The 23,199-nt window shown below is 44.9% G+C and carries 24 protein-coding genes and 1 tRNA gene; 24 read left to right on the top strand and 1 reads right to left on the bottom strand.

Translation table 11 applies throughout. The annotated features are described in order from the left end of the window. The first annotated feature begins 1 nt into the window (after position 1). The 11 genes from ABE021_RS12245 to uvrC all read left to right on the top strand — a co-directional run bounded on the left by ABE021_RS12245 (position 2) and on the right by uvrC (position 13,111). The gene (locus ABE021_RS12245; protein WP_430288993.1) at positions 2 to 541 is read left to right on the top strand and encodes a CvpA family protein; all 540 of its coding nucleotides are present in this window, start codon (positions 2 to 4) and stop codon (positions 539 to 541) included. A 76-nt stretch (positions 542 to 617) separates the two neighbouring features. Further along, a complete protein-coding gene (gene polX, locus ABE021_RS12250) occupies positions 618 to 2,324 on the top strand; it encodes a DNA polymerase/3'-5' exonuclease PolX (protein WP_430288994.1) in 1,707 nt (568 codons plus the stop codon). A 16-nt stretch (positions 2,325 to 2,340) separates the two neighbouring features. Beyond that, positions 2,341 to 4,698: an endonuclease MutS2 gene (locus ABE021_RS12255; protein ID WP_430288995.1), complete on the top strand. Its 2,358-nt coding sequence runs from the start codon at positions 2,341 to 2,343 to the stop codon at positions 4,696 to 4,698. A gap of 78 nt (positions 4,699 to 4,776) precedes the next feature. Beyond that, on the top strand, positions 4,777 to 5,190 hold the full coding sequence (locus tag ABE021_RS12260; RefSeq protein WP_430288996.1) for a DUF350 domain-containing protein: 414 nt from the start codon (positions 4,777 to 4,779) through the stop codon (positions 5,188 to 5,190). A gap of 232 nt (positions 5,191 to 5,422) precedes the next feature. After that, positions 5,423 to 7,117 carry a long-chain-fatty-acid--CoA ligase gene (locus tag ABE021_RS12265; RefSeq protein WP_430288997.1) on the top strand — a complete coding sequence of 565 codons (1,695 nt, stop codon included), beginning with the start codon at positions 5,423 to 5,425 and terminating at the stop codon, positions 7,115 to 7,117. 92 nt (positions 7,118 to 7,209) lie between these two features. After that, on the top strand, positions 7,210 to 7,791 hold the full coding sequence (locus tag ABE021_RS12270) for a TetR/AcrR family transcriptional regulator (RefSeq protein ID WP_430289027.1): 582 nt from the start codon (positions 7,210 to 7,212) through the stop codon (positions 7,789 to 7,791). Between the two features lie 388 nt (positions 7,792 to 8,179). Further along, complete coding sequence (locus tag ABE021_RS12275; protein WP_430288998.1) at positions 8,180 to 8,953, top strand: enoyl-CoA hydratase; 774 nt, start codon at positions 8,180 to 8,182, stop codon at positions 8,951 to 8,953. Positions 8,954 to 8,974: 21 nt separating this feature from the next. Continuing rightward, a complete protein-coding gene (locus ABE021_RS12280; RefSeq protein WP_430289000.1) occupies positions 8,975 to 9,748 on the top strand; it encodes an electron transfer flavoprotein subunit beta/FixA family protein in 774 nt (257 codons plus the stop codon). Between the two features lie 36 nt (positions 9,749 to 9,784). After that, a complete protein-coding gene (locus ABE021_RS12285) occupies positions 9,785 to 10,768 on the top strand; it encodes an electron transfer flavoprotein subunit alpha/FixB family protein (protein ID WP_430289002.1) in 984 nt (327 codons plus the stop codon). Positions 10,769 to 10,929: 161 nt separating this feature from the next. Continuing rightward, complete coding sequence (trxA, locus tag ABE021_RS12290; protein ID WP_191689142.1) at positions 10,930 to 11,244, top strand: thioredoxin; 315 nt, start codon at positions 10,930 to 10,932, stop codon at positions 11,242 to 11,244. Positions 11,245 to 11,308: 64 nt separating this feature from the next. After that, positions 11,309 to 13,111 (top strand): excinuclease ABC subunit UvrC, encoded by a 1,803-nt coding sequence (uvrC, locus tag ABE021_RS12295; RefSeq protein WP_430289003.1) that lies wholly within the window; start codon positions 11,309 to 11,311, stop codon positions 13,109 to 13,111. A 446-nt stretch (positions 13,112 to 13,557) separates the two neighbouring features. Here the strand turns inward: uvrC and ABE021_RS12300 are convergent, their stop codons facing one another. Then, positions 13,558 to 13,974: a YslB family protein gene (locus ABE021_RS12300; RefSeq protein WP_430289004.1), complete on the bottom strand. Its 417-nt coding sequence runs from the start codon at positions 13,972 to 13,974 to the stop codon at positions 13,558 to 13,560. Positions 13,975 to 14,204: 230 nt separating this feature from the next. Between ABE021_RS12300 and ABE021_RS12305 the strand changes: the two genes are divergently transcribed. From ABE021_RS12305 to ABE021_RS12365, 13 genes are all read left to right on the top strand, one after another. After that, positions 14,205 to 14,813, top strand: a complete 609-nt coding sequence (locus ABE021_RS12305) for a succinate dehydrogenase cytochrome b558 subunit (protein ID WP_225217697.1) — start codon at positions 14,205 to 14,207, stop codon at positions 14,811 to 14,813. 43 nt (positions 14,814 to 14,856) lie between these two features. After that, the gene (gene sdhA, locus ABE021_RS12310) at positions 14,857 to 16,605 is read left to right on the top strand and encodes a succinate dehydrogenase flavoprotein subunit (RefSeq protein WP_430289005.1); all 1,749 of its coding nucleotides are present in this window, start codon (positions 14,857 to 14,859) and stop codon (positions 16,603 to 16,605) included. 54 nt (positions 16,606 to 16,659) lie between these two features. Then, positions 16,660 to 17,460 carry a succinate dehydrogenase iron-sulfur subunit gene (gene sdhB, locus ABE021_RS12315; protein WP_116019537.1) on the top strand — a complete coding sequence of 267 codons (801 nt, stop codon included), beginning with the start codon at positions 16,660 to 16,662 and terminating at the stop codon, positions 17,458 to 17,460. Positions 17,461 to 17,802: 342 nt separating this feature from the next. Continuing rightward, positions 17,803 to 18,258, top strand: coding sequence for an acyl-CoA thioesterase (locus tag ABE021_RS12320; RefSeq protein ID WP_430289007.1), 456 nt, complete (start codon positions 17,803 to 17,805; stop codon positions 18,256 to 18,258). Positions 18,259 to 18,323: 65 nt separating this feature from the next. Next, positions 18,324 to 18,545 (top strand): helix-turn-helix domain-containing protein, encoded by a 222-nt coding sequence (locus ABE021_RS12325; RefSeq protein WP_025783277.1) that lies wholly within the window; start codon positions 18,324 to 18,326, stop codon positions 18,543 to 18,545. 150 nt (positions 18,546 to 18,695) lie between these two features. Beyond that, complete coding sequence (locus ABE021_RS12330; RefSeq protein WP_430289008.1) at positions 18,696 to 19,085, top strand: RDD family protein; 390 nt, start codon at positions 18,696 to 18,698, stop codon at positions 19,083 to 19,085. A gap of 201 nt (positions 19,086 to 19,286) precedes the next feature. After that, a complete protein-coding gene (locus ABE021_RS12335; RefSeq protein WP_430289029.1) occupies positions 19,287 to 19,694 on the top strand; it encodes a MarR family winged helix-turn-helix transcriptional regulator in 408 nt (135 codons plus the stop codon). Position 19,695: 1 nt separating this feature from the next. After that, positions 19,696 to 20,502, top strand: coding sequence for a glutamate racemase (gene murI, locus ABE021_RS12340; protein ID WP_430289011.1), 807 nt, complete (start codon positions 19,696 to 19,698; stop codon positions 20,500 to 20,502). 151 nt (positions 20,503 to 20,653) lie between these two features. Beyond that, on the top strand, positions 20,654 to 21,412 hold the full coding sequence (gene rph, locus ABE021_RS12345; RefSeq protein ID WP_430289012.1) for a ribonuclease PH: 759 nt from the start codon (positions 20,654 to 20,656) through the stop codon (positions 21,410 to 21,412). Next, positions 21,409 to 22,023 carry an XTP/dITP diphosphatase gene (locus ABE021_RS12350; RefSeq protein ID WP_430289013.1) on the top strand — a complete coding sequence of 205 codons (615 nt, stop codon included), beginning with the start codon at positions 21,409 to 21,411 and terminating at the stop codon, positions 22,021 to 22,023. The genes rph and ABE021_RS12350 overlap by 4 nt, the downstream gene beginning before the upstream one ends. Beyond that, complete coding sequence (locus ABE021_RS12355; protein WP_430289015.1) at positions 22,020 to 22,523, top strand: metallophosphoesterase; 504 nt, start codon at positions 22,020 to 22,022, stop codon at positions 22,521 to 22,523. The genes ABE021_RS12350 and ABE021_RS12355 overlap by 4 nt, the downstream gene beginning before the upstream one ends. Positions 22,524 to 22,599: 76 nt before the next feature. After that, positions 22,600 to 22,673 (top strand) — tRNA-Arg (locus tag ABE021_RS12360). Between the two features lie 285 nt (positions 22,674 to 22,958). After that, on the top strand, positions 22,959 to 23,108 hold the full coding sequence (locus tag ABE021_RS12365) for a hypothetical protein (protein WP_430289016.1): 150 nt from the start codon (positions 22,959 to 22,961) through the stop codon (positions 23,106 to 23,108). Positions 23,109 to 23,199 lie beyond the last annotated feature (91 nt).

Here is a 23,199-nt window from a genome sequence, read left to right on the forward strand (position 1 = left end):
CATGTTAGATATACTTATATTGTTTCTATTGGTTGGAGGACTTATTACAGGCTTTAGAAGAGGATTGCTTGTACAAGTCTTACATATGACAGGTTTTATCGTTTCATTTATTGTTGCATACGCGTATTACAAACAACTTGCGGATAAATTCGTGCTATGGATTCCCTATCCGGGAGTCACTGCAGAGTCTAAGTTGAGCTGGTCATTTGGACAGTTGGACTTGGATCAGACGTTTTATCGGTTATTAGCATTTATCCTGATTTTCTTTGTTGTTAAATTTCTACTGCAGCTTTTTGTATCGATGTTCGACTTCTTGAAACACTTGCCTGTACTTGGATTCATCTCGCGTTTCTTTGGCGCGGCACTGGGATTTGTGGAATTCTATATCATCATTCTGCTGCTCATCAGCTTCCTTGCGTTGCTGCCGATCGACTTAGTTCAAAAATTATTAGATTCCTCATTACTGTCGAAAACCATGTTCGAGCATACTCCAATCATTTCAGACAAAGTGAAGGAGTGGTGGTACGTTTACGCACAATAAGTTTGAACAGCTTCCCCCCGAGCGGCGGGAAGCTTTTGTTCAGTCAGGGAACGAATAGAACGAGGAGGTTTTGTTGATGAACAAAAAAGTGATCATACAAACATTGGAGAAAATTGCACTCTTTATGGAATTACTCGGGGAGAATCATTTCAAAGTCGGCGCTTTTCGTAAAGCAGCGAATGTCCTTGAAGTCGACCCGAGAAGTCTTGCTGAAATGGATGATATTTTGACTTTGAAAGGAATCGGGAAGGGGACAGGAGCGGTCATTCAGGATTTGATGGACAAAGGTGAGTCCGACCTACTGATGGAGCTTCAGGAAACCGTCCCTGCGGGAATGATTCCGCTACTTGAAATTCCCGGCCTAGGAGGTAAACGCATTGCGAAACTTCATGAAGCGCTCGGCATCGATTCGATCGAAGCCTTAAAAGAAGCGTGTGAAAAAAATAAAGTGAGCGCACTTCCTGGCTTCGGTAAGAAAACGGAAGAGAAGTTACTTCATGAAATCGAACAATTATCTGAACGGAAAACATCGTTCCCTCTCTGGCAAATGGTGAAGTTGGTTGCCCAAGTGGAGCCCGTGCTCGATGAAATCGAAGAAATCAGCAAGTATTCAATTGCAGGCAGTTATCGCAGAACGAAAGAGCAAAGTAGTGACATGGATTTCATCATCGTCACAGATACTCCTGCGATTGTCCGTGAGAAACTGTTGAAATTCCTCCCTGTCATAGAAACGATTGCAGCAGGGGATGCCAAGCTCTCCGTGACATTGGAATTGGAAGAAATCATAGATGTCGATTTCCGATTTGTCCCAGACGCACAATTTGCAAGTGCGCTGCATCATTTTACGGGCTCCAAAGATCACAATGTAAGAATGCGTCAGCTTGCTAAATCGCGCGGTGAAAAAATTAGTGAATATGGTGTCGAGCAAGAAGACGGAACGATTCTGACCTTCGAATCGGAAGAAGACTTCTTTGCTCACTTCGATCTCCCGTTCATCCAGCCGAATTTACGTCAAGACGGCCGGGAATTGGACCGTATTGACGAACTGGATGGCCTGGTCGCATTAAGTGACATCAGGGGCGACTTTCATATGCACACAACTGCATCTGACGGAGGCTATTCGATTCGTGAAATGGCAGATGCGTGCAGAGCGCGCGGATATAGCCATATGGTGATTACAGATCACTCTCACTATTTGAAAGTGGCGAATGGTCTAACTCCCGAGCGGCTCCTTGACCAATTGAAAGAAATCCGGGAAGTCAATGAAGACTATCCGGACATCGAAATATTCAGTGGCACGGAGATGGATATCTTGCCGGACGGAACACTCGATTTTGAGGATGAAGTACTCGCTCAGCTCGATTTTGTGATCGCTTCCATCCATTCAAGTTTCAACCAACCTCAAGAACAGATCATGGAACGCTTACATTCGGCTATGAAAAACCCCTATGTCGATTTGATAGCGCATCCGACGGGCCGTCTGATCGGAAAAAGGGATGGCTACGACCCGGATGTGCCGCAACTTATAGAATGGGCAGCGAAATACGATAAAATCCTTGAATTGAACGCGAGCCCGCATCGGCTCGATCTGGACAAGGAATACTTGGAGATGGCACAAAAGGCAGGCGTTAGGATTTCGATCAATACGGATGCCCATGCGACAGAGCAATTGGAGCTCATGGCTATAGGAGTAGAATATGCACAAAAAGCATGGTTGAAAAAAGAAACTGTCGTCAATACCTGGTCATTGGACCGGTTCAAACAGGAAATTGTCGATAAGTGAAAGGAAGGGATCCGAAGTGGATTCACGCGTATTAAGAACATTAGAGTTTGACAAAGTCCTTGCACTAGCAGCACAACAGTGTACGTTTCCTGCCGGACGCGCAGAAATGGAAAAGTTGAGACCGAATACCGACTTCGAAACGGTGAAACGCCTATTAGAAGAAACAGATGAAGGTCTTGCTATTTTACGGGTGCGAGGCAACGTTCCGATGGGGGGGATCACAGACATTAGACCCCATGCGAGGCGTGCTCAAATCGGGGGCGTCCTAAGTGCCCAAGAATTGATGGAAACTGCATCCACGATTCGCGCTAGCCGTATTTTCCGACAATTCATAGAAGCTGTCGTAGCAGACGAGGAAGTGGAAATACCCAATTTCCTCGCCATCAAAGACACAATGCCGATTGTTACAGGACTAGAACATGAAATTAATAGTGCCGTGGATGAGAATGGACGAGTACTCGATAGTGCCTCCAGTGCATTGCGGTCGGTCCGTCAGGGGTTGCGCATTCAAGAAAGTCGTGTACGGGATAGATTGGAAAGCATCATCCGAGGGAAAAACGCGGCTAAAATGTTGTCCGACAGCATCGTCACAATTCGGAATGACCGATTTGTCATTCCTGTAAAATCCGAGTACCGCAGTCATTATGGCGGTGTCATCCATGATTCGTCCTCATCAGGCCAAACGGTATACATCGAACCGGATGCAGTCGTACAAGCGAACAACGAAATCCGGACGTTGAAATCCCGTGAAAAAGAAGAAATCGAAAAGATTCTTCGCGAACTTTCAGCTATTGTGCAAGAACACGCACATGAATTGTTCATCTTAGTCGACCAGCTAGTGAAAGTCGACGTTATTTTAGCAAAAGCGAAATACGGTATGGTAAATAAATGTACTAAACCGACAGTTAACCAGGATGGCTATATGCGGCTCTCAAAAGCGCGTCATCCCCTCTTACCTATTGACGAAGCTGTTGCCAATACGATTGAATTCGGAAAAGAGATCACGACGATTGTCATCACTGGACCGAATACAGGGGGAAAGACAGTCACATTGAAAACTGTAGGACTGTGCACGCTGATGGCGCAAGCAGGCCTGCCCATTCCAGTGTTGGATGGTTCGGAAATTGCTGTCTTCGGGTCCGTATTTGCTGATATAGGGGATGAGCAATCCATCGAACAGAGTCTCAGTACGTTTTCATCCCACATGGTCAATATCGTGGATATTCTGAAAAACTTCGATCACGACTCGCTCATCATTTTCGATGAACTTGGTTCAGGGACGGATCCACAAGAAGGTGCAGCACTCGCCATTTCCATTTTGGATGAAGTTCATGGAACAGGTGCGCGCGTCATGGCGACCACTCACTATCCAGAACTGAAAGCTTATAGTTATAACCGAAGCGGGGTCGCAAATGCGAGCGTAGAATTCAATGTCGATACATTAAGTCCGACGTACCGCTTGTTAATCGGCGTTCCGGGTCGAAGTAATGCATTTGAAATTTCAAAACGTCTTGGTCTTGGAGACCATTTGATCGAGCGGGCCAAAACGTTCACTGGAACGGATAGAGGGGAAGTCGACTCCATGATTGCTTCCTTGGAATCGAGCCGTGTCCAATCCGAGAAAGATGCAGAGCGCACGCATGATTTACTTCTGGAAACGGAAGTTTTGAAAAAAGAGCTTGCTGAAAAACTGGCTGAAAACGAAGAGATGCAAGCCCGAATAACTGAAAAAGCGAAAGAAAAAGCCAAGAAGATCGTTGAAGAGGCAAGGCTCGAGTCGGAAGCGATCATTTCGGATTTACGGGCGCTTCGCATGACGGCCGGTGCATCCGTGAAAGAACACGAACTTATTGAAGCACGAAAGCGACTTGAAAATGCTTCTCCAAAAGAAGCGAAAAAGAAAGCGCTGAAAGCAAAAGCAGCGCCACGTCCGTTGCAAGTCGGTGATGAAGTCAAAGTATTGAGCTATGGTCAAAAAGGAACACTCATTGACAAAGTCTCCGATACTGAATGGGTTGTTCAAATCGGTATTTTGAAGATGAAATTGGAAGAATCGGGTCTTGAATTTGTGAAACCTGAAAAAGAAAAGAAACTCGTGGCCTCCACTGCTATTCGCGGCCGGGATCAGCATGTGAAACTCGAACTCGATCTCCGCGGAGAACGTTACGAGGACGCACTTCGCAGAACGGAGAAGTACTTGGACGATGCTTTATTGTCCAACTATCATCAAGTTTCCATCATTCACGGAAAAGGGACAGGTGCCCTTCGTCAAGGAATCCAAACGTATCTTAAAAAGCATTCCCGTGTAAAAAATTTCCGATTCGGAGATGCAGGTGAAGGTGGGCTTGGCGTCACAGTTGTTGAGTTGAAATAATTCTATTCGTGAAAAGTGAAACCAATTCGAGGCTCACCCGTACACGTTAGCATATCACCGGAAAGGGGCCAGCGAACTATGTCAAACACTGAATTTTGGAGTCATCCTCTAGTAGAAACAGCCGGTTATTTCAGCACCGTAGTTCTCTGTCTCATCGTTTCAATGGTCATTTTTGAAATCGTGACAAAATACCGGTGTTGGCATGAAATAAAAAAAGGGAATCTATCTGTCGCTTTTGCAACGGGTGGTAAAATATTCGGTGTAGCGAATATTTTTAGATATTCAATTGAGCAGCACAACACACTTCCTCAAATGATAGGATGGGGACTGTTCGGATTTACATTGCTCATTTTCGCTTACGTGTTGTTTGAATTTTTAACACCGATGTTCAATGTGGATGAAGAAATTGAAAAGGATAATCGTTCAGTAGGATTTATCTCTATGACTATTTCTGTCGGGCTATCCTTTGTCATTGGTGCAAGCATTTCATAAGAGTACATTTGGCAGGAGACGATTATGCAATGGAAAAGCTATCAAAAATACTACTCGCTTTGTGCGTATTATTTATCGCCATTGGTATTTGGTGGATGGTTAAACAAACCCCGTAACTAATATAGTTATGGGGTTTGTTTCCTTTCTTTACATTGTAAACGCATTCATTATTCGTTATACTTAGTAAAGAAAGAATATTCTATGAATATACTAGTGAAAAGGAGGCTGTTCCATGACAAACAAACCATGGCTTTCCCAGTACCCGCCTGAAATTCCTGCGGTTATTGACTATGCTCCCATTCCGCTTCAAGACTTTTTAACACGTTCTGCAGCCAAGTACCCTAAAAAGAATGCGATCCATTTTCTTGGAAAAGATACAACGTTCGAAGAGTTTTACGAATCTGCACTCAAGTTCGCCAACTATTTACGGAAACTCGGAATTGAAAAAGGGGACCGAGTAGCGATCATGCTGCCGAATTGTCCGCAGAACGCCATTGCCTATTATGGAATTTTATATGCAGGCGGTATAGTGGTTCAAACGAATCCACTCTATAAAGAGCGGGAAATCTCGTATCTCATGTCAGACTCAGGCGCCAAAGCAATTATAACTCTCGATTTACTATTCCCTAGAGTGTCCTCGATTTTAAAAGAGACTCAGCTCGAAAATATTATCGTGACGAGCATCAAAGACTACTTGCCTTTCCCGAAAAATATCTTGTATCCTTTTGTCCAAAAGAAGGAGAATGGCATTGTCGTGAAAGTGGAACACCGCGGTATCCATCATCTCTATACGGAAATTATGAAGTCTACGCGACCGGAATCGATTCCACTTGAATTCGACTTTGAAAAAGATATCGCATTACTCCAATACACAGGCGGTACGACGGGTCCTCCGAAAGGTGTTATGCTCACGCATAAGAATCTGATTGCAAATGCTGAAATGTGTAAAGCGTGGTTGTATAAATCCAAAGAGGGCGATGAAGTCGCAATGGGAATCCTGCCGTTCTTCCACGTCTATGGAATGACAACTGTACTGATCTTCTCGGTCATGTGCGGAAACAAGATGGTCCTGATCCCTAAATTCGATTTCAAAACGGCGTTAAAAGAAATCGATAAACAAAAGCCGACGTTGTTTCCTGGTGCTCCTACAATCTATATCGGGTTACTCAACCATCCGGAGATTGCTAAATACGATCTGTCATCCATTAAAGCATGCTTGAGCGGTTCAGCCGCACTCCCAGTGGATGTACAAGAGAAATTTGAAAAAGTGACAGGCGGAAAACTGGTCGAAGGGTATGGGTTAACGGAAACTTCTCCAGTCGCGATGGCGAACTTTGTGTGGGAAGGTCAGCGTAAGCGCGGATCGATTGGTGTCCCTTGGCCGAACACAGATGCAGCGATTCTGCCTCCCGACTCAGCAGAACCTATGAAGCCAGGAGAAATTGGCGAGATTGCGATTCAGGGTCCTCAGGTGATGACGGGGTATTGGAATAGACCTGAAGAAACAAAAGAAACTTTCCGCGAAGGCTGGTTTCTAACGGGCGACCTTGGTTACATGGATGAAGATGGATTCTTCTATGTCGTGGATCGTAAAAAAGATATGATCATTGCGAGTGGTTTTAATATTTCTCCAAGGGAAATTGAAGAGGTGCTGTACGAAAACGAGGCGATCCAAGAATGTGTGGTCGCGGGCGTTCCAGATCAATACCGTGGAGAAACGGTGAAAGCGTATATTGTATTAAAAGAAGGATATTCATTAACCGAGGAAGAATTGGATACCTATTGCCGAAAGAATATCGCTTCATTCAAAATACCCCGTATTTATGAATTCAGGGATGAGCTCCCTAAAACGGCTGTTGGGAAGATTTTACGAAGAGCCTTAGTGGATGAAGAGAGAAAGAAAGTGGAGCAGCAGCTCACATCCTAACTAAAATGCTTGACTAATAACTGAATAGATATTATTATGAAAATATGAATGAACCATCATTCATATTTTCTTTTTTATGGTGGTGAGAGAAACTGAAGCGTGAAAAACCGAAATATAAAAAAATAGTGGATGCTGCTGTGTCAATTATTGCGCAGAATGGCTACCATCAAGCACAAGTATCAAAGATTGCGAAAGAAGCAGGAGTCGCAGACGGCACCATTTACTTGTACTTCAAAAACAAAGAAGACATCCTCATCTCGGTTTTCCAAGAGAAGATGGCGGTTTTTGCAGATTACGTAAAAGAAATTCTGGAAATGGATTTACCGGCATCCGATAAGCTTTATAAAATGATCGAAAACCATTTTAAAGTGCTGCACGACGATCGCAACCTAGCCATTGTGACGCAGTTGGAACTGCGTCAATCCAGCAAAGAACTCAGGTTCCGCATTAACGAAGTCTTAAAGGAATACTTAACATTGTTGGATGCTTTGTTGCGCGAAGGAATCGAAAGCGGTGAATTCTCATCGGATCTCGATATCCGGCTTGCCAGACAAATGGTATTTGGCACCATCGACGAAACCACAACATCCTGGGTCATGAACGACCAAAAATACGACTTACTCGAACTAGCACCGAGAGTGCATAAATTACTACTCTCTGGTATGAAAGGGTAACTGATTTATCTTTAAGATAGAAGATTACTGTTTTGCTATAAAGAATCCGTTGATTGTAAGGAAAGATGGCGACTCCGGATGGATAAGCGAAAATCGGAGGCCCTGGTGAAGGGAAGCGTTAGGAGTGCCGGTTAGACTGCCATAATTTCTGTAAAGACCTCAGAAATTATGGCTAATCGAACTCTTCGTGGTTCGATCGGCTGCGATCAAGCCCCTTGGAAAGCCTTGATCTCCGTTACAATCAACCGAGTTCATCACCTATATTTAAACTAAATTGTCGCAACAAAGTGGAAAATCTTTATTTTTAAGAAACTAGTATGCTATCATTGAAGGCGCTTCCATTTTACAAATTATCATAGCAAACCGTACTGAAAAAGGATGGGATGACATGGAATTTTTGAAAGTATCTATTGACCAGGGGGTTGCCGTCGCAACAATCAACCGCCCTCCTGCGAACGCGCTCTCAAGAGCACTCATTCTGGAAGTCGGTGACTTACTGGAACAACTGAAGGACCTCGTAGAAGTACGAGTCATCGTCCTTCACGGAGAAGGTAAATTCTTCTCGGCTGGAGCTGACATTAAAGAATTCACAACGGTCAATTCAGGAGCGGAGTTTTCAAAACTATCTGCAGATGGTCAACGCATCTTCGAACAGGTGGAAACCTACCACAAGCCAGTGATTGCAGCCATCCATGGCGCAGCATTAGGCGGGGGCCTCGAACTTGCGATGGCTTGTCACATGCGCTTTGTAACGGAAAACGCAAAACTCGGTCTGCCGGAGTTACAGCTCGGTCTCATTCCGGGATTCGCTGGTACACAGAGACTTCCGGGTTACGTAGGGAAAGCCAAAGCGGCTGAAATGTTGCTGACGAGTGATCCGATTACGGGACTTGAAGCTGTGAAATGGGGACTTGCGAACCGAGTCTTTGCTGAAGACGTGCTGCTTTCGGAAACGATGGCGATTGCACACAAAATTGCAAAGAAAAGCCCTGTAGCAATGAAAGCTGCATTGGCGATGCTTCAATTCACTAAGGACGATTCCTATCACAAGGGCGTCGAGGCAGAAGCGAATTCGTTTGGTGAAGTATTTGTATCAGAAGATGCCAAAGAAGGTATTCAAGCATTTATTGAAAAGCGTGAACCTAAATTTAATGGACGATAATACGTCAAGGAGGTCTGCATTATGAACATTTATGCTTTAGTAAAACGTACATTTGACACAGAGGAAAAGATTGTTGTAAAAAATGGTGCCATTCAAGAAGATGGTGCAGAATTCATCATCAACCCTTACGACGAGTATGCTGTTGAAGAAGCGATTCAAGTCCGGGATGAACATGGCGGCGAAGTAACTGTTCTATCACTCGGAGGAGAAGATGCGGAAAAGCAACTCCGTACTGCACTTGCAATGGGCGCTGACAAAGCGGTATTGATCAACACGGAAGATGATTTGGATGAGATGGACGAATTCTCAGCAGCTAAAATCATCTCTGAATACTTGCAAGATAAAGATGCTGACTTGATCATCGCTGGAAACGTTGCAATAGATGGTGGATCTGGTCAACTCGGGCCGCGTGTAGCGGAACTTCTCGGCATTAACTACGTAACAACAATTACTGATTTGAAAATTGACGGGACATCCGCAACACTTGTGCGTGACGTGGAAGGGGATTCGGAAACGATTGAAACGTCCCTGCCGCTTCTCGTAACAGCTCAACAAGGATTGAACGAGCCCCGTTACCCATCCCTACCAGGAATCATGAAAGCAAAGAAAAAGCCTCTTGAAGAATTGGAATTGGATGATCTGGACCTGGATGAAGACGATGTCGAAGCGAAGACGAAGACAGTCGATATCTTCATGCCGCCTGAAAAGGCAGCGGGACGCATTCTTGAAGGCGACATCTCGGATCAGGTGAGTGAATTGGTGAATCTATTGAACAAAGAAGCGAAAGTCATTTAATACCGGCAATTTAAACCGTTCTAGGAGGGACTCACTATGTCTAAAAATGTATTAGTACTTGGCGAAGCTCGTGAAGGCGAACTGCGTAACGTCTCATTTGAAACGATTGCTGCAGCGAAAACAATTTCAGGAGGCGGAACAGTTACAGCTGTTCTCCTTGGAGACTCTGTTGAAAATCTAGCTCAAGAGATGGTTCAATATGGTGCAGATCGCGTTGTTACCGTTGAACATCCACACTTGAAGCAATATACGTCAGATGGGTACAGCCAAGCGTTCATGGCAGTCTATGAGCAGGAGAAGCCGGACGCAATTGTGTTAGGCCATACGGCAATGGGGAAAGACCTTTCTCCGAAACTTGCAAGTAAATTGAGCTCCGGGCTTATTTCAGATGTGACGAAGATTGAAGGAGAAGGCGATGCAGCTGAATTCATCCGTCCGATCTATTCAGGTAAAGCATTTGAAAAAGTACAAAGTAAGGGTGGACTTCTATTCATCACCATCCGTCCAAATAACATTGAGCCTCTTGCAAAAGACGAGGGCCGTACAGGCGACGTCTCATCGTTGTCAGTGGATATTACAAACCTTCGTTCGGTCATTGCAAACGTTGTTCGTAAATCGACTGAAGGTGTAGATTTGTCTGAAGCGAAAGTGATCATTGCTGGCGGACGCGGCGTGAAGAGTGAAGACGGGTTCAAACCGCTTGAGGAACTGGCGCAATTACTAGGAGGTGCTGTTGGCGCTTCACGTGGTGCGTGTGACGCGGATTACTGTGATTACTCCTTGCAAATCGGTCAAACAGGTAAAGTTGTTACACCTGATTTGTACATTGCAGTTGGAATCTCAGGTGCCATCCAGCACATGGCAGGAATGTCCAACTCAAAAGTAATCGTTGCCATTAACAAAGATCCCGAAGCGAACATCTTCAAAGTAGCGGACTATGGTATCGTAGGCGACCTATTTGAAGTCGTGCCAATGATGATTGAAGAAGTTAAGAAACTAAAAGGTTCACCTGCAGTTTAATCCGAAGGTCTTGAAAGAGCGGAAGTGGTTCCTTCACTCCCGCTCTTTCCTATTGGAAGATGTGGCAGCGTTTAGAACGCAGCAGGCAGATATTTCGCCTGTTCATCAGCTGCATGATATAATGACTTCATAGTTGTTACCTATAAAGGAGGACTTACCCAATGGCTATTTTAAATGCAACAGATGCAGATTTCACAGAAAAAACTAATGATGGTGTAGTACTTGTTGATTTTTGGGCACCATGGTGCGGACCTTGTAAGATGATTGCTCCAGTTCTTGAAGAATTGGATGGCGAAATCGAAGGAAAAGCAAAAATCGTTAAAGTGAACGTGGACGATAACCAAGAAACAGCAAGCAAATTCGGCATTATGTCAATCCCGACTTTGCTCGTTATGAAAAACGGCGAAACAGTTGATAAAGTGGTTGGCTTCCGTCCGAAAGAAGAGCTCGCTAAATTGGTTGAGCAACACGCATAAGTTTACTATCTCAAACCGGGTCCCTTTTCTAGAGGAACCCGGTTTTTTTGGCAGGTGATCCCAGATGAATGAATTAATCCAAAATAAGCTAGCAATCCTTCCAGACATGCCAGGATGTTATATGATGAAAGACCGCCAGGGGACCGTGATTTATGTAGGCAAAGCGAAAATCTTGAAAAACCGCGTCCGCAGTTATTTCACAGGTTCCCATGACGCGAAAACACAAAGGCTTGTGACGGAAATCGAGGACTTTGAAACGATTATCACCTCCTCGGATATTGAAGCGTTGATTCTCGAGTTGAATCTGATCAAACAGTATGATCCGAAGTACAATATCATGTTGAAGGATGACAAGACCTATCCATATTTGAAGCTCACTGCAGAACGGCATCCGAAACTGATCGTCACACGTATCGTGAAGAAAGATAAGGGCCGGTATTTTGGCCCCTATCCGAATGTCACGGCTGCAACAGAAACGAAGAAGCTGTTGGATCGCTTGTATCCATACAGGAAATGTCATACATTACCGGACCGCGTTTGTCTGTATTACCACCTCGGTCAATGTTTAGCACCTTGTGTCCACGATGTGCCTAAAGAGACGTATAAAGAAATGACAGACGATATCGCACGGTTTTTGAATGGCGGCTATAAGAACATGAAAAAAGAGCTCACCCAAAAGATGAATGATGCTGCGGAAAACCTCGAGTTTGAGCGAGCCACTGAATATCGGGACCAGATCTCCAGTATTGAAACTGTTATGGAAAAACAGACGATGACGATGCATGATTTCAGGGATCGCGATATATTTGGCTATGCTGTTGAAAAAGGCTGGATGTGTGTTCAGGTGTTCTTCGTGCGCCAAGGTAAACTCATCGAACGTGACGTGTCTCTGTTCCCTGTGTACCGAGACCCGGAAGAGGAACTATTGACTTTCATCGGTCAGTTTTACAGTAAGCTTTCGCACATCAAACCGAGTGAAATATTGCTGCCACCTGGAATTGACCAGGAACTCGTCAAACAACTGTTGGAAGTGAATGTCTATATTCCGCAAAGAGGCAAGAAAAAAGATTTGGTTCAGCTTGCAAATAAAAACGCATCCATTTCTTTAAGACAAAAATTCCAGCTGATCGATCGGCAAGAAGAGCGGACAATCGGAGCGTGTGAGGAATTAAGCGATGCATTGAATATCTCAATTCCGTTACGGATTGAAGCGTTCGACAACTCCCATACACATGGTGTAGAACCCGTTTCTGCAATGGTTTCATTCGTCGATGGCAAACCGAATCGAAAAGATTACCGGAAATATAAGACGAAAACAGCGGCAGCTCACGACGATTATGGCGCTATGCGCGAAGTCATACGCCGACGCTATACACGGGTCTTGAAAGATAATCTGCCATTACCTGATTTGATCGTTATCGATGGGGGGAAAGGTCAGATGGGGATTGCGCGGGAAATAGTGGAGGATGAACTCGGGTTATCCATACCGATTGCGGGACTTGCGAAGGATGATAAGCACCAAACTGCCCAGTTGCTATATGGATCGCCACCTGAGCTCATTCCGTTGAAGCGTTCGAGTGAAGCCTTCTATCTGCTCCAACGGATTCAGGATGAAGTCCACCGATTCGCAATCACGTTCCACAGGCAGCGTCGTGACACAGGCTCGCTCGTATCCGCTCTCGACGGTCTTCCAGGAGTGGGACCGAAGCGCAAACAGAGATTGCTGAAACATTTCGGTTCTGTGAAAAAAATTAAAGTGGCTACGGAAGAGCAGCTTATCGAAGCGGGGCTTCCTAAAACAGTCGCTGAGTCGGTAGCTGAATATTTCGCTGAAAAAAATAAGTCTTCAGAGCGAACGAAAGAGTAAAAGAACGGGCACCAGCCCGTTCTTTTCCATGAAATGCACAGGATTGTTTCTATTATAGTGGGGTCACGTAGGACATGTGATCATAAAGCGTGGAAAGTGCTCATAAAAACGTTGAACTGCTCATAAAACATAAAAAGTGCTCTTAAACTTGGAAAAGTGCTCATAAATCCTGAAATCCGCTCATAAATCATAAAACTTGCTCATAAACCGCGAAAAGTGATCATAACAACCTGAATAGGCATTTTAGCGGGGCAACTAATTTGAATTTCATATATTCCGATCGTGTAAATTTGCACATGATCATTCAGAACGAGGTACTGTAATCGTGCTTCACCATGCGTAACGATTGTATGAAAAAGAGAATAATATTCCATCGGTCAGGCGACGACAACTATCTCTACAAAAAGCTGGAGTATGAGTAATCACTCACACTCCAGCTTAAAAACTCATTTATCAATCGTATAGGTTTCATCCCAACGTACTTGTAAGACGATCTGACCGGTTTTTTCATCCCGCGCGCCGTAACATTCTGTCAAGCAGCCGTTGGCAATTTGAAATTGCTCGGCAATGAATCCGGATTCCAAGTGATAGGAATCCTTCGTAGCAGGTGATGTGTTGCGTCCGGATAATTCATAATCGGCTTCTTCCTTGCCGGAATTCGCTAGACTCAACTCGCCCCAGCCGGCTTCCTTGAAAAAATCGGGAATTTCATTGACGGAAAAGACAGGGAACTTACGGGCAATCTCTTTTCCCGCCCAGTAAAGAATGTCATCTTCATGTTTCCCGAGAATGCCAGGTAATACATGGTCCCTTAGTAGTTCGTAGCCGAATCGTGTCGGCCCTGCAGTAGATTCGTGTGCCAAAACGCTAGCATCCCTTTCGTGTCTATCAAATTACCTCTCTTGGTATGTCAGTAGATTTGCAACTAAAAGGACAATCAGACAAGCGCGTCACCTTGACCTTCCCAATATGGAGGAGTACAATGTACATGTTATTATATTGTAACATGAAGAGACGGACCGTCAAACATTCGCTTGTCGTTTTATCAGGTAGAAAAAGACATCCGGCTCATAAATAAGGGAGGGTACATCACTTGGTGAGAGAATCAGAGTTTTACTGGCGCCGCCTACATTCGTTGCTTGGAATTATTCCAATTGGTTTGTTTGTGACGCAACACTTGATCATCAACCATTTTGCAACAAGAGGTGCTGAATCATTTAACACAGCGGCGCACTTTATTGAAAACCTGCCGTTCATTTATTTCCTGGAATGGTTCGTCATCTACATACCGCTCATGTTCCACGCATTTTACGGAGTGTATCTTGCATTTACTTCGAAAAACAATGTGCAACGTTATGGGACATTCCGTAATTGGATGTTCATGTTGCAGCGTGTGACTGGAGTATTCCTTGTCATCTTCATTGCATGGCACATTTACGAAACGCGTATCCAGAAGCTATTTGGTGCGGAAGTGAATTTCGATATGATGGCGGAGATCTTCTCTAATCCATTAATGATCGTCTTCTACGCACTCGGTATTCTTGCGGCTACTTTCCACTTGGCGAACGGCGTTTGGTCATTCCTAGTTACTTGGGGATTGGCACAATCACCACGCTCACAAACAATTGTTACGTATGTTACACTAGCAATTTTCGTTATTCTATCTGTAATCGGAATGCGCGCACTATTCGCATTTGCTTAAGAAATACTACGTTATTATGTAAACTTTGAGGAGTGAAACAATAATGTCAAAAGGTAGAGTGATTGTCGTTGGAGGCGGTCTAGCAGGCCTCATGGCGACCATCAAGGCATCAGAAGAAGGCGTAGGAGTAGATTTGTTTTCCCTCGTTCCTGTAAAACGTTCTCACTCCGTTTGTGCTCAAGGCGGTATTAATGGCGCCGTGAACACAAAGGGTGAAGGCGATTCCCCTATGATCCACTTTGATGATACGATTTACGGAGGCGACTTCCTAGCGAACCAGCCGCCTGTAAAAGCGATGGCTGAAGCAGCACCAGGAATCATCCACTTGCTTGACCGTATGGGCGTTATGTTCAACCGTACACCGGAAGGTCTCTTGGACTTCCGTCGTTTCGGCGGCACGATGCATCACCGTACGGCTTATGCAGGCGCAACGACTGGTCAGCAGCTTCTATACGCATTGGACGAGCAAGTCCGTGCCCAAGAAGTCGCAGGTCTTGTCCAAAAGTTTGAGCATTGGGAATTCCTCGGTGTCATTCTGGATGACGAAGGGGTTTGCCGCGGTATCAAAGCCCAAAACCTGAAAACAATGGAAATCAAAGCATTCCCTGGCGATGCTGTCATTATGGCAACAGGCGGCCCTGGGATCATCTTTGGTAAATCGACGAACTCTGTCATTAACACAGGTTCAGCGGCTTCCATCGTTTATCAGCAAGGTGCTAAATATGCAAACGGAGAATTCATCCAAATTCACCCGACTGCCATTCCTGGAGACGACAAACTTCGTCTCATGAGTGAATCTGCACGTGGTGAAGGTGGCCGGATTTGGACTTATAAAGACGGTAAGCCTTGGTACTTCCTAGAGGAAAAATATCCAGCTTACGGGAACCTTGTACCGCGTGACGTCGCGACACGTGAAATTTTTGACGTGTGTGTGAACCAACGCCTCGGTATCAACGGTGAGAACATGGTCTATCTCGACCTATCCCATAAGGATCCGCATGAGCTTGATATTAAGCTTGGTGGGATCATCGAGATTTACGAGAAGTTCACTGGGGATGACCCGCGTAAAGTACCAATGAAAATCTTCCCGGCAGTTCACTATTCAATGGGCGGACTATGGGTGGATTACAATCAGCATACTTCCATTCCTGGATTGTTTGCTGCGGGTGAATGTGATTACTCACAACACGGCGGTAACCGTCTAGGCGCGAACTCATTACTTTCTGCGATTTATGGCGGAATGCTTGCAGGTCCAGAAGCTGTTAAGTATATGAAGGGTCTGAAGCATTCTGCAGACGACCTGCCTTCTAAAATCTTTGACGATGCTGTGAAGGAAGAGCAAGTGAAGTGGGATGCGATCCTCAACATGAAGGGGACTGAGAACGCATATGTGATTCACCGCGAACTCGGCGAACTCATGACGGATAACGTGACAGTGGTTCGTTATAACGATCGTTTGGAAGCAACAGATAAAAAAATCCAAGAATTACTAGAGCGTTGGGAAAATATCAACATGACGGATACTCAGCAGTGGTCGAACCAAGGTGCGACTTTCACTCGTCAGTTGAAAAACATGTTGTACTTGGCTCGCGTTATTACTCTGGGTGCACTCAACCGCAACGAAAGCCGTGGTGCTCACTATAAGCCGGACTTCCCGGAACGCGATGATGAAAACTTCTTGAAAACGACGATTGCGACGTTTGACGGAGAATCTGCACCAATCTTAACGTATGAAGATGTGGATGTTTCATTGATTCCGCCACGTAAACGTGATTATTCTTCATCTAAGTAAAAAGAGACCTGATGAGTAAGACGATAATTCCTCATCGAAAGGAGACTGACGGTAATGAGTGAGCAACAAACAGCTGTTCAAGAACAAGCAGCTCCAGCTAAAACCGTACTATTCGAAATCCAACGGCAAGATACACCAGAATCTGCGCCGTATATGGAGTCTTTCGAAGTCCCATATAAAGCCAATATGAACGTCATTTCCGCATTAATGGAAATCCGACGTAACCCAGTGAACGCTAAAGGTGAAAAGACAACGCCGATCAACTGGGACATGAACTGTCTGGAAGAAGTTTGTGGAGCGTGTTCGATGGTGATCAATGGACGTCCGCGCCAGTCTTGTACTGCGTTGGTCGATCAGTTGACACAACCGATTAAATTAGAGCCGATGAGAACGTTCCCGGTTGTTCGTGACTTGGTGGTCGATCGGGAAGGCATGTTCGATTCCCTTAAGAAAATCAAAGCATGGATTCCGATTGACGGTACGTATGATCTTGGAGAAGGTCCGCGTATGCCTGAGCGCAAGCGTCAGTGGGCATATGAGCTTTCTAAGTGTATGACATGTGGTGTTTGTCTTGAAGCGTGTCCGAATGTGAACGACCAAACGAATTTCATGGGTCCTTTTGCGATCTCACAAGTACGTTTGTTCAATACACATCCAACGGGAGCTCAGAACAAAGATGAGCGTTTGTCTGCTTTAATGACAGATGGCGGTCTTGGTGAATGCGGTAACTCGCAGAACTGTGTAGTGGCTTGTCCTAAGGGGATTCCTTTGACGACTTCCATTGCGGCTATGAACCGTGCAACGACTGTTCAAATGTTCAAGAACTTCTTCGGAAGTGACCATATGGTAGACTGATGTCTGCTGGAAGACTGCCCGGAAAGTCAGCGAGAGCTGATTTTTCGGGCAGTTTTTTTGTTGGAATGAATTCTTGGACGGTGTTGATTTTCGTTTCAGACGGACGCGTTCCGAGGGGCACGGATGGTGAGCCGCTTCAGTCGCTGCGCTCCCTCCAGGGTCTCCCCATCGTGCTGCTCCCTACGGAGTCGCCGTCTTCCACTACAATCAATGACTAGTAGTGGAAGACGATGATTCCATTTCAAAAAAGAGTTCAAAGCAGAATTGCTACTTATTGTCTGAGTTGTTTGATATAATGAAAGAATGAATGATCATTCACTTTATGGACTGGGGGAGAATAGGATGAAGCAGAGCTATATTGGGGATTTTGAGGAGTGGGAAGCGGGGTTTCGGTTTTCTGTGCAGATTCAGGTCCGTTTTTCAGAGACGGATATGTTCGGGCATTTGAATAATACAGTGACGTTCGCGTACTTCGAGCAGGCGCGGATTGATTATCTGAAGGACTTGGGATTGATGAATGATTGGCTGGAACCGAAGGGCGAATGCATTCCGGTTGTAGCGGATCTCCAATGTGATTATAGAAAACAAGTGTTTTTTGACGAGACGGTGCATGTGTATGTGAAGGCGGATTCGATTGGGAAGAGTTCTGTGGACATACATTACATGGCGAAGAATGAGAACGGGGAAGTCGTTTTCACAGGACGCGGAGCCATGGTTCAAATTTCGAAAAAAACAGGCTCAGGTGTTGCATGGACGGAAGAGGAAAAGGATTTGTTTTACGCAAGAACTAGGAATTAAGCCGGCACAGCCTTTCTCCATTTGGAATACTGTAAAGGGAAACCGAATAGGAGGGGCGCGTCTTGATGGAGGAGTTAAACAACCGATCTGTTCTCACGGGTAGGGAACGTGAAATTTTTACATTGCTCATAGCCGATCATACAACGAAAGAAATTGCGGGAAAGCTTGGCATCAGTGAAAAAACTGTCCGCAATCACATTTCAAATACGATTCAAAAGCTGGGCGTTTCTGGTCGAGCGCAAGCGATGATAGAATTGCTTAGACTCGGCGAACTCAGTTTGAATTAGTGACTTTTTACACTTAGAAAGGCTGCAGGCTGTCCTGCAGCTTTTTTCTTTGTCTTGAATAAGTAATAAGAAAGCAGTGTGTGTGCTAAAATGATGCTACATAGCGATGTTTATTAAAAAATGAAGACAAACCGAAATGGAGGGTTTCGAGTGAAAACGATTACTAAAAAAAGGGCGAAGGCGTATTTCATTGACTTGGCAATATCGACTGCTGTAATAGGAGTCACTGAATATTTTCTTCGTAAAAAAGTGAAGAATGAAGCGGTCCATGCAATCGTGACTCCATCGATTGTGATGGGTACACTTGAATGTGCTCAATTGTTAAGAAACGGACGGACTGTCGGATATAAGAAGATGGGGCTAGTTCTGGAAAGTGAAGATGGTGCGGTTATGAACACCAGCCAACTCATTAAGCGTATGTTTTACAGGGATACGTTCAATACGTTCCTATTCATAGGGAATCGCCGAGAGTTTGAAAAGAAAGATGGGGAAATATTGCCACACGATTTGTATGCAGGAACGATAGTAAAGGAAGTATAATTAGGTTGTGCTGTCTCTATGGATAGGGAATCGCAGACAAAGAAAAAGTCATCTTCGTGTGAATGAGAAGGTGAAAATCCTGTCCATCAGATATTAATTGCTTTTTTGTCGATTAAAGAGGAAAATAATAAGCAAACTCATGATTTGGAGCTGGTATCATTGACGGAAAAAGTCACAGCGAACCTTGAAGAAATTCATCACATGGAAAAAGATTTGCGTTATATTGCAGCAATCATTAAGCAACAAGGGCGTCAGATTTTAAGTAATTATACAATTACGCCTCCACAATTCATCGCACTCCAATGGCTATTTGAACATGGGGATATGACGATCGGAGATTTGTCGAACAAAATGTATCTGGCATTCAGCACAACGACAGATTTAGTTGACCGAATGGAAAAAAACGAACTGGTGAAACGAGTGCGTGACGAGAAAGATCGTCGCGTCGTCCGGATCCATCTGCTAGCGGAAGGCGAGCGCGTTATCGAAGAGGTAATTGATAAGCGGCGTGAATACTTGCAAGAAGTCGTGCAAAATTTTAATTCTGAAGAATTGTCAACGTTTACTGAATTACTTTCAAAACTACACGTGGAAATGAGCACAAAATGACATGAATGATTTATCGGATTTACCAATCGGCATCATCGACTCAGGGGTGGGCGGCCTTACAGTGATGGACGAGCTCCTGAAACGCATGCCGAACGAACAGTTTCTATACATAGGAGATGACGCTCGCTGCCCTTATGGCAACCGGTCTCCTCAAGAAGTCGTCAAATTCACTCACGAACTAATCAGTGCTCTTGATGGGTTTGGTGTGAAAATGGCCGTCATTGCTTGTAATACAGCGACGGCGTTCGCATTGGAACACGTTCGACCATTGTTCAACTTCCCGATTATCGGTGTAATTGAGCCCGGAGCAAGGACGGCTGTGGAAAAATCGAAGACAAAACAGATTGTTGTTCTCGGGACAAGTGGGACTGTGAAGAGCCAGGCATATGACCAAGCGATTTTGGCATTGGCACCTGAAGCATCAATTCATGGGCTTGCATGTCCTGAATTTGTTCCGATTGTGGAACGGGGAGTCTACAAACTGGAGGAAGCAGATCATGTTGTCGGGAAAACACTTGCCCCGCTTGCTTTAAAAACGTTCGACGCTGTTATACTCGGTTGTACGCATTTCCCGTTGCTGTCTCATTTCATCTACAAGCACTTGCCTGCAGGGATAGAGCTCATCACATCGGGCTCGGCTACAGCGGACACGGCGATCCGGATTTTGGATGAACTGCATCTTCAACGAAGGGCTTCAACTAACCGAAAGTCAACGTTCTACACGACAGGAAATCCTTATCATTTTGAATTGATCGTCAAGGATTGGTTACATATAGCCGAGCCGGCTGTGAAAAAGCTGGTCCTTTAAAGGATGATTGTGCCGTTTTGCACTTCTGCTGGAAACCTAATTCAGATTGCGACTAACTAAGATGCGAACCCGGCGAGGTGATTGCCGGGTTTTTGCATGCGTTTGAATGGTTATGTTAAGATTGAAGGATGAAAAGAAAGAAGGAATTTAAATGAGACATGATGGACGAGCGGTTGACGCACTGAGAAGTGTGCAGATTGAAAAAGATTATTTACTTCATCCTGAGGGATCCGTTCTGATCACGGTGGGGAATACAAAGGTAATCTGTACGGCTTCAGTTGAAGAGCGAGTTCCACCGTTTTTACGCGGAAGCGGAAAAGGCTGGGTTACCGCAGAGTATTCAATGCTGCCACGTGCAACGGGACAACGGACTCAGCGTGAAGCGACAAAAGGGAAGATTGGCGGCCGTACGATGGAAATCCAGCGTTTGATCGGTAGAGCGCTGCGTGCAGTGATTGACCTGGAAGCACTTGGTGAACGTACGATTTGGATCGACTGTGACGTCATTCAAGCCGATGGCGGTACACGGACTGCGTCCATCACCGGTGCATTTGTTGCGATGGCTCTTGCAGCTGGTGGAATTGTCGAGCAGAAAAAACTTTCGAAATTCCCGATTACACACTATTTAGCTGCTACGAGTGTCGGCAAATCAGAACTAGACGAACTCATCCTGGATTTGGATTACATCGAAGATTCATCCGCAGCAGTAGATATGAACGTCGTCATGACGAGTGCTGGTGAGTTTGTTGAGTTACAAGGTACAGGGGAAGAGTCGACCTTCACTCGCGTAGAGATGAACGGACTCCTGGATCTTGCTGAAAATGGAATCCAGCAATTGATTGACCTGCAAAAACAGGCACTCGGACCGATTTGTGACTTGATCGATTCAAAAGGGGAGGCTGCCCAATGAAACAAATTTTAGTGGCAACGAATAACGAAGGAAAAGTAAGGGACTTTGAAGAACTGTTCAAACCACACGGTGTTCAAGTGATTTCATTGAAAGATTTGAAGGAACCGATTGAGGTGGAGGAAACTGGAACGACATTCGAAGAGAATGCAATCCTGAAAGCTGAAGAAACTGCAAAGATTCTAGGCACATGGGTCATTTCTGATGACAGCGGACTCGAGATTGATGCATTAAACGGAGAGCCAGGCGTCTACTCTGCCCGTTACGCAGGGGAACCGAAAGACGATGAGGCGAATATCGAGAAAGCGTTGAATGGCCTTAAAGACGTACCTGAAGGCTCAAGAGGGGCCCGCTTCCGTTGTGTTTTAGCCATAGCAGGACCTGGAATCGAAACAAAAACGTTTTCTGGAAGCTGCGAAGGAGCAATTCTTTTTGAACGACACGGTGAAAACGGATTCGGATACGATCCGATCTTTTACGTGCCTTCAGAAGAGAAATCCATGGCGGAATTGACGCCAGCAGAAAAAGCGGCAATCTCTCACCGGGGCGTTGCCATGCGTAAATTCGAGAAAGAACTTCCGAACCTGATTGGCGAGGCGGGGATGAGCAGATGAAATTGATCGTAATGAGCGATTCCCACGGCGATTTGGAAACGATCCAAGCGATCCGCAACCGGGAAACCGACGCAGATGCATTTTTCCACTGTGGAGATAGCGAGTTGGCAGGAGATGAGGAGATCCTGCACGGCATGGAAATCGTCCAGGGCAACTGCGACGGGAACGCCGCGTTTCCTGAATCAGTGCTTGCTGACGCGGGCAGTCAAAAAGTTTTGATGGTGCACGGTCATCAGCACGGTGTGAAAGGATCCCTCATGCAGCTGAAATACGCTGCAGAGCAAGTGGACGCCGACATTGTCCTATTTGGCCACTCACATCTATATGGAGCGGAACTGCAGGACGGCGTGCTCTACGTGAACCCGGGGAGTACGTTGCTTCCTAGAGATGGACGATTCGCAACATATGCTGTCATCGAGCAGGATGATTCCCTTAAAGTGACTTTCCGTAGTCCGGACACTGGAGAAGCCGTAGAAAAAGTTATTTTCACAACAACTTAAAAACCTATTGACTTCTGTTCATTTGTTGCATATAATAAAACCTGTCGTTCAAATCATTTATGAATTTGACGCAGTTGTCTCAGTAGCTCAGCTGGATAGAGCAATGCCCTTCTAAGGCATCGGTCGGGGGTTCGAATCCCTCCTGGGACGTAAGTTTTCACAGGATAAACCTATAATGCCTAAAGGTTTATGAGGAATTGGGGATTCGGTCAGGGCTTCGGTCACTGATGCAGAATCCCTTTTTTGTACCACAAGGACGTCAAGATCAGTATAATGATAATCCTTTTGTGATGGATGATTCTACTCGGTTTTAATGTTCTTACTAATTTATCCAAGGGCGAAAAGAACACTAAGAAGGTTTTTCCTGTGTAAAATGAGGTATATTATAGTTATTGAAAAGATTCTTTTTAGTGACATGAAAAGTAGGTGAACCAAGTGGGGAAATATCAATTGGATTATAAAGGACAGGCAGCTGTGTCGAAGTATCACGAAAAGAACAAGCCGGCCAGATTTGATAAAAAGCAGCATCTTGAAAAATTACGTGCGGAGTATTTGGAAAAGAAGAAAAAACAAACAGATAACTAAAAACGAAACATAGAGAGACAGTAGTCTCTCTATGTTTTTCTATTTCTAAGGTAATCCTAATCAATATTTAAGGTTCTATAATATTTGTTGG

This window comes from Sporosarcina gallistercoris (assembly GCF_050459885.1).
In the GTDB taxonomy this organism is placed as follows: domain Bacteria; phylum Bacillota; class Bacilli; order Bacillales_A; family Planococcaceae; genus Sporosarcina; species Sporosarcina gallistercoris_A.

Coding starts and splice junctions, on each gene's coding strand:
- ABE021_RS12245 (WP_430288993.1), top strand. CDS start 2: ATGTTAGATATACTTATATTGTTTCTATTGGTTGGAGGACTTATTACA.
- polX (WP_430288994.1), top strand. CDS start 618: ATGAACAAAAAAGTGATCATACAAACATTGGAGAAAATTGCACTCTTT.
- ABE021_RS12260 (WP_430288996.1), top strand. CDS start 4,777: ATGTCAAACACTGAATTTTGGAGTCATCCTCTAGTAGAAACAGCCGGT.
- ABE021_RS12265 (WP_430288997.1), top strand. CDS start 5,423: ATGACAAACAAACCATGGCTTTCCCAGTACCCGCCTGAAATTCCTGCG.
- ABE021_RS12275 (WP_430288998.1), top strand. CDS start 8,180: ATGGAATTTTTGAAAGTATCTATTGACCAGGGGGTTGCCGTCGCAACA.
- ABE021_RS12280 (WP_430289000.1), top strand. CDS start 8,975: ATGAACATTTATGCTTTAGTAAAACGTACATTTGACACAGAGGAAAAG.
- ABE021_RS12285 (WP_430289002.1), top strand. CDS start 9,785: ATGTCTAAAAATGTATTAGTACTTGGCGAAGCTCGTGAAGGCGAACTG.
- trxA (WP_191689142.1), top strand. CDS start 10,930: ATGGCTATTTTAAATGCAACAGATGCAGATTTCACAGAAAAAACTAAT.
- uvrC (WP_430289003.1), top strand. CDS start 11,309: ATGAATGAATTAATCCAAAATAAGCTAGCAATCCTTCCAGACATGCCA.
- sdhA (WP_430289005.1), top strand. CDS start 14,857: ATGTCAAAAGGTAGAGTGATTGTCGTTGGAGGCGGTCTAGCAGGCCTC.
- sdhB (WP_116019537.1), top strand. CDS start 16,660: ATGAGTGAGCAACAAACAGCTGTTCAAGAACAAGCAGCTCCAGCTAAA.
- ABE021_RS12320 (WP_430289007.1), top strand. CDS start 17,803: ATGAAGCAGAGCTATATTGGGGATTTTGAGGAGTGGGAAGCGGGGTTT.
- ABE021_RS12325 (WP_025783277.1), top strand. CDS start 18,324: ATGGAGGAGTTAAACAACCGATCTGTTCTCACGGGTAGGGAACGTGAA.
- ABE021_RS12335 (WP_430289029.1), top strand. CDS start 19,287: ATGGAAAAAGATTTGCGTTATATTGCAGCAATCATTAAGCAACAAGGG.
- murI (WP_430289011.1), top strand. CDS start 19,696: ATGAATGATTTATCGGATTTACCAATCGGCATCATCGACTCAGGGGTG.
- rph (WP_430289012.1), top strand. CDS start 20,654: ATGAGACATGATGGACGAGCGGTTGACGCACTGAGAAGTGTGCAGATT.
- ABE021_RS12350 (WP_430289013.1), top strand. CDS start 21,409: ATGAAACAAATTTTAGTGGCAACGAATAACGAAGGAAAAGTAAGGGAC.
- ABE021_RS12355 (WP_430289015.1), top strand. CDS start 22,020: ATGAAATTGATCGTAATGAGCGATTCCCACGGCGATTTGGAAACGATC.